A 12,703-nucleotide genomic window follows, 5' to 3' on the forward strand; every position below is an offset into this window, starting at 1 on the left:
AGTAGTGTGGACCGTCACCTCACCCGGCGGGAGGATGACCGGATGCTGATCCGGCCGGTCGGGGCGTACGCCCTGCTCCTCGACTGCGACGACGCGGAGCAGGCGCAGGCGTGGCGGGCCGAACTGTGGCGCCGGCGCCAGGCGGGCGAGCTGACCGCAACCGAGATCGTCCCCGGCGCGGTCACCGTGCTGCTCGACGGCGTACCGGACCCGCAGGCCGCAGCCGCGCGGATCGCCGGCTGGCGGCCCCGGACCGCCGCCTCCGGCGCGACCACCACCGAGGTCCGGGTGCCAGTCGTGTACGACGGCGAGGACCTCCCGCGGGTCGCCGACCACTGGCAGGTGGACGTGCCCGCCGTCGTCGACCGGCTGCGGCGCACCGAGTTCCGGGTCGCGTTCTGCGGCTTCGCGCCCGGGTTCGCGTACCTGACCGGGCTGCCGCCCGAGCTCGCGGTGCCCCGGCTCGCCACGCCGCGTACCCGGGTGCCGGCCGGCTCGGTCGCGCTCGCCGGCCCGTACGCGGGCATCTACCCCGCCGCGTCACCCGGTGGCTGGCTGCTCGTCGGCCGCACCGACCTGCCGCTGTTCGACGTGCGCGCCGACCCGCCGGCCCGGCTCGCCCCCGGCACCCGCGTCCGGCTGGTCGACGCACCGTGATCGAGGTGCTGCGCGCCGGGGCGCTCACCACCGTCCAGGACCAGGGGCGGCCCGGGTGGGCGCACCTCGGCGTACCCCGCTCCGGCGCGCTCGACCCGGCCGCCCTGCGCCTGGCCAACCGGCTCGTCGGCAACGACGAGCACGCCGCCGGGCTGGAGATCACCATGACCGGCTGCGCGCTGCGCGTCACCCGGGCGGTGGCTGTCGCCCTCACCGGCGCCCCGGCCGACGTGGTCGTCGAGTGGCCGGCCGGGGCCGCACCGCGCCGGCCGGGGGACGTGGGGCGGCCGCTCGCGCTGCCCGCCGGGGCGGTGCTGCGCGTCGGACCGGCCCGCGCCGGGGTACGGACCTGGCTGGCGGTCAGCGGCGGGATCGCCGTCGAGCCGGTGCTCGGCAGCCGCGCCACCGACACGCTCTCCGGCCTCGGACCGCCGCCGCTGCGCGACGGGGACCGGCTGCCGCTCGGCACCCCGGCCGGCCCACCCGCACCCGTCGACGTCCCCGTCACCCGACCGGTCCCGGACGAGCTGCGGCTCACCGTGCGCCCCGGCCCCCGGCAGGACTGGTTCACCCCCGAGGCGCTTGATCTGCTGTGCCACGCCGCGTACACGGTGAGCCCGGACAGCAACCGGGTCGGCGCGCGGCTGGCCGGCGCGACGCTGACCCGCGCGGTCGCCGGCGAACTCCCCAGCGAGGGCCTGGTGCTCGGCGCGGTGCAGGTGCCGCCGGACGGCCGGCCGCTCGTCTTCCTGGCCGACCACCCCACCACCGGCGGGTACCCGGTCATCGGGGTGGTGGACGACGTGACCCCGCTCGCCCAGGCCCGGCCAGGCACTACGGTGACGTTCCATGGACCTCAACGCTGACCTGGGCGAGGGATTCGGAAGCTGGCGGCTCGGCGACGACCACGCGCTGCTCGACCTGATCAGCTCCGCGAACGTCGCCTGCGGCTTCCACGCCGGTGACGCGGCCACCATGCACCGGGTCTGCGCCGGCGCCGCCGAACGCGGCGTCGCGGTGGGCGCGCAGGTCGGCTACCGGGACCTCGCCGGCTTCGGCCGGCGGCACATCGCGTACGACTTCGCCGAACTACGCGACGAGACGATCTACCAGCTCGGGGCGCTCGACGCCTTCTGCCGCCTGTACCGCACCCGGGTCCGCTACCTCAAACCGCACGGCGCGCTCTACCACGCGGCAGCCCGCGACGAGGGCCAGGCCGCCGCGCTGGTGGCGGCGATCAGCGGGTACGACCACGAGCTGCCGGTGCTCTGCCAGCCCGGCACCGTGCTGGCCCAGCTCGCTGCGGGCGCCGGGCTGCGGGTGGTGGCCGAGGGCTTCGCCGACCGCAACTACCTCCCCAACGGCACGCTCGTACCGCGCAGCTCACCGGACGCGCTGGTGACCGACCCGGAGCAGGTGGCAGTCCGGGCGGTACGGATGGCCGTCGAGCGCACGCTGGTCGCCGTCGACGGGACGGTCATCCCGGCCCCGGTCGAGTCGATCTGCCTGCACGGGGACACCCCCGGCGCGGTGCGGTGCGCGGAGCTGGTCCGCGCAGCGCTCATCGACGCCGGGGTGACCCCCACCTCGTTCGCCTGAACGGAGCGGTCAGGACTCGTCCATGCCGCGCAGGACCAGCGGCACACGGGTCGCGCCACCGGTGACCACCCGGACCGGCACGCCCCAGTCCTGCCGCGTCAGGTGGCAGGCCGCGTGCTCCACGTCGGCGTCGCAGGTCGCCGCCTGGGCGGTCACCTGGAGCACCCCCTGCGCCACGTCGCCGCTGACCACCAGCTTGCGGGACAGGTCGGTGGTCGTGCCCGCGCCCTCGACCAGCAGCTCCGGCGGGGACGCCGAGACCACCAGCCGGGTCGACGGCCCGTACGTCTCGTCGAGCTTCTGCCCCGGCGCCGGCGTGAAGATCACGTCGAGCGTCAGCTCCCCGGCCACCACGTCTGTGGGCTTGCGCTCCAGCCGGTGCCGGGGGCCCTCCACCGTGTTCGCGCCGGCCGACGTCAGCGCGCCCGGTGCCAGCCGGGTCAGCCGGTGCGCGGCCGACTCGACCACCAGCACGTCGCCCTCACCGGTGAGCACCAGGTCGCTCGGCTCGGCCAGCCCGTCCGCCACGGTGCCCACCTGGCCGGTCTCCGGGTCGAAACGGCGCACCGCCCCGTTGTACGTGTCGGCGATCAGCACCGAGCCGTCGGGCAGCGCGCACACGCCCAGCGGGTGCTGGAGCAACGCCTGGTCGGCCGGGCCGTCGACGTGCCCGAAGTCGAACAGGCCCTGACCGACGGCGGTGTGCATCTCGCCGCCGGAGACCCACCGGATCGCGCTGGTCTCGCTGTCGGCCACCCAGAGGCGGGCCCCGTCGGCCGAGACGGACAACCCGGACGGCTGCGCCATCCACACGTCCGGCAGCGGGCCGTCGCGCAGCGCCTCGACAGTGGTCCCGGCGTACATGCCGGCGGTGCGCTTCATCGGGTCGAACCACCAGAGCTGGTGGATGCCGGCCATCGCCACGATCACCCGGTCGTCGTACCAGGCCACGTCCCACGGGGACGACAGGTCGACGGCGCGGGCGTCGTGCGCGTGGTCGTCGACGGTCGAGCGCCACTGCCGCCCGGTGCCGGCCACGGTGACCACCTCGCCGGAGGACAGCCGTACGCCGCGCAGCAGGTGGTTGACGGTGTCCGCGACGACCACGTCGTAACCGGCCACCTCGGCCACGTGCGGCGGCAGCAGGCAGAGCCCCTGCGGCTCGGCGAACGTGGCGGCGGAGGCCGGGCCGTCCGTACGACCCCGGGAACCGGCGCCGATGCGGCGGACCACCGTCTCGCCGTCGGCGGCCAGCTCGACCAGTGAGTGCCGGGCCGAGTCGCTGACCAGCAGGTTCCCGCCGTCGAGCGGCAGCGCCTTGCCGGGGAACCGCAGCACCGTGTCCGGCTCGGCCGGCGGCACGTACGGGCCCTCGCCCCGGTGCAGCGTGCCCTTCGCCTCGTGGCCGGCGATCAACTCGTCGATCAGCCGGGCCAGCCCTTCGGCGTGCCCCTCGCCGGCCATGGTGGCGACCACGTACCCCTCGGGGTCGACCACGGCGAGCGTCGGCCACGCCTTGGCCGCGTACTGCTGCCACATGTCCATCTCGGCGTCGTCGAGCACCGGGTGGTGCACGCCGTACCGCTCGACGGCCGCGCTCAGCGCCGCCGGGTCCTTCTCGTGCTCGAACTTCGGCGAGTGCACGCCGATCACGACCAGGACGTCGCCGTACTTCTCTTCGAGCGGACGCAACTCGTCGAGCACGTGCAGGCAGTTGATGCAGCAGAACGTCCAGAAGTCGAGCAGGACGATCTTGCCGCGCAGATCGGCCAGCGTGACGGCCTTGCCGCCGGTGTTCAGCCAGGCCCGACCCCGCAGTTCCGGTGCCCGTACGCGTGCGCTCATGCCCCCATCGTGCCGCACCGGCCGGGCGCGCTCCCGGCGATCCCAGGGTGAACAGACGCACACCGGAACGGCGCGGAGCGCCCACCCCGCGAGGGTGGACGCTCCGCATACGTGCGGTTACTGGCCGGCGGGCTTCAGGCAGAGCACCCGGGTGGTGCCGCCGCCCTCGACCGAGACCGAGGGCTGCGACAGATCGGCGCACTTGTCCTTGTTGTCCACCTTCGACACCACGCTGAACGCGCCCGGCTCGCCGCAGTCGGCGGCCACGGCGCTCGTGCCGGACTGCTTCACGCAGGAGCCGACCGCCGGGTCGAAGCCCGCCGACTTGTCGTCGCCGACCTTGCCGAGCAACGTCAGCAGACCCAGCGGTACGGCGAGGATGAGCACCGCCGCGATCAGCACGGCGGCGAGCACCCGGCCGTTGCGCACCTTCGGCGGCGGTGCCTCGGTCTGCGACTCGGCGGCGTCCGGCTTGAACGCGTCGAAGCGGCCCTGCTCCGGCTCGGCGCTAGGACCGTCCTGCGACCAGGCCGGCGGGGCCTGCTGGGGCGGCGGGAAGGCGTTCGGACCCGCCGGGCCCTGGCCGGGCACCGCGACCGAGGCGCGTCCCCCGGCGGACGGGCCGAACCGGTCCGGCTCGCCGAACGGCTCGGGCCGGCCGGCCGGGCTGCCGAACGGCGCCTGCTGCCCACCGAACGGGTCCTGCTGGCCGCCGGGGCCGCCGAACGGGTCCTGCTGACCACCCTGCGCGCCGAACGGCTCGGGCTGGCCGCCCGGGCCACCGAACGGGTCCGGCCGGCCACCCGGGCCGCCGAACGCGTCCTGGCCGCCGGGAGCGCCGTACGGGCTCTGCGGGCCGCCGAACGGGTCACGGGAGGCGTCGGGCTGCTCGCCGCCCGGGTGCACGCCGTTCGCGGGGCGGGTGTTGCCGGGCGGGTCCACGAAGGACGGCACACCGACCGGGAACGACGGCGGCGCGGCGGGCGAGGAGGGCGCTCCGGCGTACCCGTGCGGGCCGTCGGCGTCCTCGGACCGCGACTGCGGGCCGGGGAAGCCGTTGCCGTGCGGCCCGTCCTGGCCGGGGAACCCGGACTCGTCCTGCTCGGGGGCGTCCTCGGGCTCCGGGCGGGCGGGCCGCCCGTACACGCGGGGCTGCGGCGTGGGGCCGCCGGTCGGCAGCGGCTGGTCGGACGGCGGGGTGACGCGGCTGGCCACCGGCACCGACGCGCTCGCCGAGACCGGGCCGCCCTCCGGGGAGGTACGCGGTCCGGGAACGGCTGGCGACTGCGGCTCGTTCCAGCCACCGTCGCCGCGCTCCGGCTCGCACCCCTGGGGTTCGGGGCCCGGGTGGTCGGCGGGCGACGACGCGGCCAGCGCGGCGCCCGGCACCCGCTGCTGCTGTGCCGGCAGCGGCACCGCGTTGCCGGGGGAGATGCCCGGCGCGGGCGCGGGCTGGTAGGCCGGGGCGGAGTCCTCGGACCGGCCCCATGCCTCGGCCTGCGGCCACGGCTCGGGCGACGGTGCGGCCGGACGCTCGTCCTGGTTGCCGCCCCAGCCGGCGGGCGCGTCGGACGACGGCACGGAGACGCTCGCGCGGGCCTCGACCGGCGCGGCGGCGCCCCAGGCGGGCTGCGCGGGCTCGTCCGACGGCCGCGCGGGCTCGTGCTGCTGCGGTACGGAGGCCGCGCCGCTCCAGGCGCCGCCCTGCTCACCGGAGTCACGCTGCTGCGGTACGGCGGCGCCGTCACCCCAGCCGCCGGCCTGCCGGCCCTGGTTCGGCTCCCAGCCGCCCTGCTGTGCCGCCTCGGCGGGGTTCGCGGCGCGCCCGGCGGCCCAGCCGCCCGAGCGGTCCGGGTCCTCGGTGCGGGCCGGCTCGTCCCAGCCGCCGGACCGGTTCTCGGCCTGCGGGGCGGGCCAGCCGCCGGAACGCTGTCCGTCGTCGTGCTGCGGCCCGCCGGTCGCGCGCCAGCCGCCGCTGTCCTCGGCCGAGCGGTTGTCCTGATCGGACTGCTCCGGAGTGGACCAGGCGTTGTCCGGCCGGGCGGCGCCGGGCACCGAGACCGCTGCGGCGGCTCGGGCGGGCGGGTCGGCCGGCGGCCAGGTGGCGCCGGTCTGCTGACCCGGCGCCCAGGCCGGCTGGCTCTCCCGCGGGTTCCAGCCGCCCGAGCGGTTCGGGTCGTCGGACGCGGCAGGCTGCTCGTCGCGGGGGTTCCAGCCGCCGGAGCGGTTCGGGTCGTCCTGCTGCTGCGCTGCGGCCCAGCCACCGGCGCGACCGGAGGCGTCCTCGTGCTGCCCGCCGGTGGGCGCGAAGCCGCCGGAGCGGTGCGGGTCGTCCGCGGGGGCGGGCGTGACCCAGGTCTCGTTCGGCACGGTGGCCGGGGCGGGCACGTAACCGGTGCCGCGGGCGGCCGGGTCACCGGACGGCGACCAGCCCGGCTGCTCGCCGGAACCCCACCCCTGACGGTTCTGCTCGGCGGCGGCCCAGGGGGCCTGCGACGGCTCGGCCGGGCTGCCCGGCGGCGTGGCGGCCCAGGCGGGCGGCGCCTGCTCGGCGCCGCGATCAGGGCCGGACTGCTCCTGGTTGCCCCAGGCGGGGCCACCGGAACCGGACCAGGCGGGGTTGCCCTGGTCGTTGCCGCCCCAGGCGGGCTGCGGGACCTGGGCGGTCGCCCGCCCGGTCACCGGCTGCCCGGCGGGCGGGGCCCACGCGGGTGGCTGGTCGTCGTTCGCGGCCCAGGCCGGGGCCGGCTGCGCGGGCCGACCGGCCGGCGGGGGCGGTGCCCAGCCGAGGTCGGGTGCGCCGTTGTACCCGTTGTCCTGCTGCGCCGGCTGATCGCCGTACGGCACCGGTCCGCCGGTGCCCGGCGACACCTCGCCCGGCTCCTGGCCGGGGCGGTGCGGAGCCTCGGACGTCATGGGTGCGCCTCCTCCATCACAGGTCGGCCGCCGATGCCGGTCGGGGAAACCGTCGGCACGACTGCCGGCGTCGCCGGCGGGTACCGGCCGTGCGGGCTCCCCGCACCGTATCCGGTGGTCGCCCGAGGCCGCCCGGGGGAGCATCAGCGGTCACCGAAAGTCACCGGACGACGTCGATGGGTTTCGCTGCCTCGTATCCGTCCGGAGTCAGCCGGTTGGCGACCGTGCCAACCGTACCGGGCGGTGAAGCGAGGTGGAATCCCGGTGCCGACCGATACCGATACGCCGAAGACCCGCCCGGAGTCGGGCGGGTCTTCGGACTGGAGGAGGTGAGAAAGGTCTGTGGCGTCAGCTCATGTGACGCTGGGCGATGGCGAGAAGCTCCTCGCGGACCGCGGGCGAGTTCGCGGAACGCAGCGCGTGCTCGATGGCGCGGGCGCGGCGGTTGGCGTCGCGGCGGGTGCGGATTCGCTCGATCATGCTCATCTTGGGTCTCTCCTCCTGGCTATTCGGTTGTCAGCCCCTTGATGTCTCTATTTAAGCGCACCGGGCCCGTCGCTGCCATCGATTATTAGGTGAGCTGAACCACGCACCTACGGATCGTAGGTCCATCGGCCCCTGAATCCTATGATTCCGTTCCCAAAATGGTCACGGCCGGTGTGCCGGGCGTTCACCCGTGGCACACCGGCCGTGACCGGAGCGGTGGTGCGTCAGGTCCAGGCGAGCAGCGCCGCCTCCGGGTCGGCCAGGAACTCCCCGATGTCGCGGAGGAACTTCGAGCCCAGCTCACCGTCGATGATCCGGTGGTCGAAGGACAGGCCCAGCGTGGTCACCAGGCGCGGCTTCACCTTGCCCTTGTGCACCCACGGCTGCTCCCGTACCGCGCCGAAGGCGAGGATCGCCGACTCGCCCGGGGGCAGGATCGGCGTACCGGTGTCGACGCCGAAGACGCCGACGTTGGTGATGGTGAGCGTGCCGCCGGACATGTCCGCCGGGGACGTCTTGCCCGACTTCGCGGTCTGCACGAGTTCCGTCATCGCGTCCGCCAGCTCGCGCAGCGAGAGCCGCCCGGCGTCCTTGATGTTCGGCACGATCAGGCCGCGCTCGGTGGCCGCCGCGATGCCGAGGTTGACGTACTCCTTCACCACGATCTCGTCGCCGGCCCAGGTCGAGTTGACCATCGGGTGCCGCTTGACCGCCAGGAGCACCGCCTTGGCGACCAGCAGCAGCGGCGAGACGCGCACGTCCCGCCACTCGCGCCGGTCACGCAGCCGGTCCAGCGCCTTCATCGCCCGGGTCACGTCGACGGTCAGGAACTCCGTCACGTGCGGGGCGGTGAACGCCGAGCGGGCCATGTTCTCCGCGGTGAGCTTGCGTACCCCCTTGACCGGGATGCGCTGCTCGCGGTCCGCGCCGAAGCTCGCGGCCGACGCGGCCGGTGCCGCGACCGTCAGCGGCTCGGCCGCCGCCGGGGTCGCGCTCGCCGCCCGCTGTACGTCCTCACGGGTGATCGAGCCGAGCGGACCCGAGCCGGTGAGCGTGGCCAGGTCGATGCCGAGGTCCTTCGCCAGCTTGCGGACCGGCGGCTTGGCAAGCACCGGACCGGAGACCCGGCCGTTGCCGTTGACCGCCGGGGCCGGAGCGGGCGCCACCGGCGCGGGAGCGACAGGCGCGGGTGCCACCGGGGCGGCGGCCTGAGCCGGTGCCGCAGCCGGCGCGTCGCCCTTGCGGGGACGGCGCTTGGCCGGGGCGTTGCGCGGGCCGTAGCCGACCAGCACGGCGGTACGCCCACCCGGGGCCACACCACCGATCAGGCCCGGCTCGACCATGCCCTCGGCGGGTGCGACCTGGACCGCGGCGAGCGACGCTGCAGACGGTGCGGGCAGGTCCGACGCCGGGGTCGCGGTCGTCGACTCCTCGATCGGCCCGGCGTTCGGGTCGGTGTCGATCGCGATGATCGGCACGCCGACCTCGACCGTCGACCCCTCCGGGTGGAAGATCGCCTGCACCCGGCCGGCCCACTTCGCCGGGATCTCGACCGCCGCCTTGGCGGTCTCCACCTCGACGATCGGCTGGTTCAGCTCGATGTCGTCGCCGACCTTGACCAGCCAGGCGAGGATCTCGCCCTCGGTCAGGCCCTCGCCCAGGTCGGGAAGGTTGAACTCCTTGATCCGGGACATGCCGCTCACCAGCCGAACGTGCGGTCGACGGCGTCGAGCACCCGGTCCAGATCGGGCAGGTACTCCTCCTCCACCCGGGCGGCCGGGTAGGGGGTGTCGAAGCCGGTCACCCGCAGCACCGGGGACTCCAGGGAGTAGAAGCACTCCTCGGTGATCCGGGCCGCGATCTCCGACCCGAGACCCAGGTTGCCCGGGGCCTCGTGCACGACCACGCAGCGGCCGGTGCGCCGCACCGACTCGTACGCGGCGGTCAGGTCCAGCGGCGAGATCGTCCGCAGGTCGATGACCTCCAGCTCGCGGCCGTCCTCGGCGGCGGCGGTGGCCGCGTCGAGCGCGGTGCGGACCATCGGGCCGTACGCCAGCACCGTCGCGTCGGTGCCGGGCCGCGCGACCCGGGCCGAGTGCAGCGGGTACGCGTCGGCGATCGGCGCGTCCAGGTCCACCGGACCCTTCTCCCAGTAGCGCCGCTTCGGCTCCAGGAACACGATCGGGTCGTCCGACGCGATCGCCTGCTGGATCATCACGTACGCGTCCTGCGGGTTCGCGCAGCTCACCACCTTGAGACCGGCGGTGTGCGCGAAGTACGCCTCGGGCGACTCGGAGTGGTGCTCGACCGCGCCGATGCCGCCGCCGAACGGGATGCGGATGACCATCGGGATCCGCACCTTGCCCTGCGAGCGGTAGTGCATCTTCGCCACCTGCGACACGATCTGGTCGTACGCGGGGTAGACGAAGCCGTCGAACTGGATCTCGCAGACCGGCCGGAAACCGCGGATGGCCAGGCCGACAGCGGTGCCGATGATGCCGGACTCGGCCAGCGGGGTGTCGATCACACGCTGGTCGCCGAAGTCCTTCTGGAGGCCGTCGGTGATCCGGAACACGCCGCCGAGCTTGCCGACGTCCTCGCCCATGATGACGACCTTGGGGTCGTTCTCCAGGGCCCGCCGCAGGCCGGTGTTTAGTGCCTTGCCGAGGGTGAGCGTCTCCGTGGCCATCAGTGCGCGCTCCCCTCGAAGGACTCCATGTACTGCGTGAACCGGGCCCGCTGCTCGTCCAGTTCGGGAGAGCCGTTGGGGTAGACGTGGTCGAACATGGTCACCGGCTGCGGGTCGGGCATGGCGAGCACCCGCTCACGCAGGTGCACCGACTCGGTGCGGGCCTGCTCGTCGACAGCGGTGAAGAACGACTCGTCGGCGATCTTCTGCTTGGTCAGGAACGCCTTCATCCGGGCGATCGGGTCCTTCGCCTGCCACGCCTCGACCTCGCTGGCGATGCGGTAGCGGGTCGGGTCGTCAGAGGTGGTGTGCGCGCCCATCCGGTAGGTGTACGCCTCGATCAGGCTCGGGCCCTGGCCGTTGCGCGCGTTGTCCAGCGCGTGCCGGGTCACCGCGTACGACGCGAGCACGTCGTTGCCGTCCACCCGGACGCCGGGGAAGCCGAACCCGCCGGCCCGCCGGTACAGCGGCACGCGGGTCTGCCGCTCCAGCGGCTCGGAGATGGCGTACTGGTTGTTCTGGCAGAAGAACACCAGCGGGGCGTTGAAGACGCTGGCCCAGACGAACGACTCGTTGACGTCGCCCTGGCTGGTGGCGCCGTCACCGAAGTAGGCGATGACCGCCTCGCCGTCCTCGCCGCCGGTCTTGCCGTCCATGGCGACACCCATGGCGTACCCGGTCGCGTGCAGGGTCTGCGCCCCGATCACGATCGTGTACATGTTGAACTTGAACTCGTTCGGGTCCCAGCCGCCCTGGTCGACGCCGCGGAACAGGCCCAGCGGCATGATCGGGTCGATGCCGCGGCAGTAGAGCACGCCGTGCTCGCGGTAGGTCGGGAAGGCCATGTCCTGCGTACGCAGTGCCCGGCCGGAGCCGACCTGCGCGGCCTCCTGGCCCAGCAGACTGGCCCACAGTCCCAGCTCGCCCTGGCGCTGCAGAGCGGTGGCCTCGGCGTCCAGCTTGCGGACCAGCACGAGGTCGCGGTAGAGCCCGCGGTACTCCTCGTCGGTGAAGTCGACGCGGTACTCGGTCCCGTCCGGGCCGAGCGCGCTCTCGATCCGCTCACCCTCGGGGGTCAGCAGTTGTACGAGTTCCGGTTCACCGGTCGCGGCGGCGCGTCTGGTTCGGGGTGCGGCCCGCTTGCTGCGGGTGGCGGCCCCGGGGTCGCCCTTTGCCATCCGTCTCTCCCTGTCTGTCTGCGCCGGCGCCGGGGGTTACCCGAGCCGAGCACCTCGTGCGCCCGCCCGGCTGGTGCCGGGTCGGTCCCTGGCGACCGCGCCTGACCCCGGTAGGGGTTGCCGCGCGGCGTGAGCCGGAGTCGGTCGGGGACAGACCCAGGCCCGGGAGCGCCGGCGCCGTTCCGCACCAGCCGCGGGGTACGCGGAGGTGGCGGCTGCGTTGCCGTCGTGTCTGAATGATTGCAGAGGAGGTGAGCGGGCCCACAGTATGGCCTCCCTCGCCGGTGAGGTTCGATCGGGTTCACGACGGATAAGCGCTTTTGTCCGCAGTGGCGGGTGCGGCCGACGTACAAAATGTGTGTCGACACGCGGTTGCGGCTGGTGAACTGAGCGTCACTGGGTCAAGCTTGCGATGAGCTGTTGCGCGGCATTTGTCCGAATATCCGCGCGCGCTCTTCGTCCGTCCGTGCGTGAGGAGTGTGCCGGTGTCCGAACCAGAGGGTCCACCAGGTACGCCCTTCCTCGGCCGGCACCGGGCGCTGCCCGCCTCCCCGTACCGCCGGGTCGTGGGCGCCCACCGCGCCACCGGGACCGGCGGTCCCAGCCGCGGCTACCTGCTCACCGTGGCGTTGCTCGCCGGCACCGCGTCGATGCCGATCCTCGCCGCGATCAGCACCGGATCCGCCACCGTCGGCAACAGCGCCCTGCCCGACACCAGCACCCCGTTCCTGCCGACCCCCTCGGTCGGCCCGGTGGTCATCCCGATGCCCCAGGGCACCCAGGCCCCGGCGCCGTCCACGCCCACGCCCGCCGTCGACGTGACCTCGGTGCCCCCGGCGCGGCCGGTGCTCCCGGCGGCGCCGGCCCTGCCCGACGACAGCGACCTCGGCTCCCGGCACCGGTCCCGCCCGGTCGCCGCGCCCCCGCCGCCGCCGGCGGCGCCGGTCCGGCCCACCCCGGTCCGCCCGCCGCGCCCGTCGCCGGTGCCCTCACCGTCGCCGTCGCACTCGCCGTCGGACCCGGCCACGCCGACGCCCGAGCCGAGCCCGAGCCCCGAGCCGTCCGTCACGACCGTCGAGCCGACGGCCACCGCCGAGCCCTCGTCGGAACCGACGTCCGAGCCCTCCGGCCCATCGGGTACGTCCGGTCCACCAGATCCGTCAGGTCCCGCCGATCCGTCCGGTCCTGCCGATCCGTCGGGTTCCGCCGATCCGTCGGGTTCCGCCGATCCATTGGTTTCCCACACCTCATGATCGACACCATTACGGCGTAGTGGTGCAGTCCCCACTGGCCCGATGCAGCCACTTCGCCGAGCTGGTGTGGATCAACGGCG

10 protein-coding genes are annotated in these 12,703 nt (G+C 74.6%); 3 read left to right on the top strand and 7 right to left on the bottom strand.

Translation table 11 applies throughout. From position 1 onward, the window contains the following. Positions 1–42: 42 nt before the first annotated feature. Genes CLT75_RS24800 through CLT75_RS24810 form a run of 3 tightly spaced genes read left to right on the top strand, consistent with a single transcriptional unit; the run spans position 43 to position 2,256 of the window. Complete coding sequence (locus CLT75_RS24800; protein ID WP_135242689.1) at positions 43–657, top strand: 5-oxoprolinase subunit B family protein; 615 nt, start codon at positions 43–45, stop codon at positions 655–657. After that, positions 654–1,523: a 5-oxoprolinase subunit C family protein gene (locus tag CLT75_RS24805; RefSeq protein ID WP_135242690.1), complete on the top strand. Its 870-nt coding sequence runs from the start codon at positions 654–656 to the stop codon at positions 1,521–1,523. Before CLT75_RS24800 ends, CLT75_RS24805 begins: the two co-directional genes overlap by 4 nt. Further along, positions 1,507–2,256 (top strand): 5-oxoprolinase subunit PxpA, encoded by a 750-nt coding sequence (locus tag CLT75_RS24810; protein ID WP_135242691.1) that lies wholly within the window; start codon positions 1,507–1,509, stop codon positions 2,254–2,256. The genes CLT75_RS24805 and CLT75_RS24810 overlap by 17 nt, the downstream gene beginning before the upstream one ends. 9 nt (positions 2,257–2,265) lie before the next feature. Here CLT75_RS24810 and CLT75_RS24815 read toward each other — a convergent pair whose 3' ends face one another. From CLT75_RS24815 to CLT75_RS32910, 7 genes are all read right to left on the bottom strand, one after another. Next, positions 2,266–4,101, bottom strand: a complete 1,836-nt coding sequence (locus CLT75_RS24815; protein ID WP_135242692.1) for an NHL domain-containing thioredoxin family protein — start codon at positions 4,099–4,101, stop codon at positions 2,266–2,268. A gap of 117 nt (positions 4,102–4,218) precedes the next feature. Then, complete coding sequence (locus tag CLT75_RS24820) at positions 4,219–7,017, bottom strand: LppU/SCO3897 family protein (RefSeq protein WP_135242693.1); 2,799 nt, start codon at positions 7,015–7,017, stop codon at positions 4,219–4,221. A 348-nt stretch (positions 7,018–7,365) separates the two neighbouring features. After that, positions 7,366–7,503: a hypothetical protein gene (locus tag CLT75_RS32770; protein ID WP_013283356.1), complete on the bottom strand. Its 138-nt coding sequence runs from the start codon at positions 7,501–7,503 to the stop codon at positions 7,366–7,368. A gap of 224 nt (positions 7,504–7,727) precedes the next feature. Next, positions 7,728–9,197, bottom strand: coding sequence for a dihydrolipoamide acetyltransferase family protein (locus CLT75_RS24825; RefSeq protein WP_135244122.1), 1,470 nt, complete (start codon positions 9,195–9,197; stop codon positions 7,728–7,730). A gap of 5 nt (positions 9,198–9,202) precedes the next feature. Then, a complete protein-coding gene (locus tag CLT75_RS24830) occupies positions 9,203–10,192 on the bottom strand; it encodes an alpha-ketoacid dehydrogenase subunit beta (protein ID WP_030269708.1) in 990 nt (329 codons plus the stop codon). Next, a complete protein-coding gene (gene pdhA / locus CLT75_RS24835; protein WP_013473399.1) occupies positions 10,192–11,370 on the bottom strand; it encodes a pyruvate dehydrogenase (acetyl-transferring) E1 component subunit alpha in 1,179 nt (392 codons plus the stop codon). Before pdhA ends, CLT75_RS24830 begins: the two co-directional genes overlap by 1 nt. 610 nt (positions 11,371–11,980) lie before the next feature. Further along, positions 11,981–12,439: a hypothetical protein gene (locus tag CLT75_RS32910; protein ID WP_486485266.1), complete on the bottom strand. Its 459-nt coding sequence runs from the start codon at positions 12,437–12,439 to the stop codon at positions 11,981–11,983. Positions 12,440–12,703 lie beyond the last annotated feature (264 nt).

This window comes from Micromonospora sp. CNZ285, from assembly GCF_004637285.1.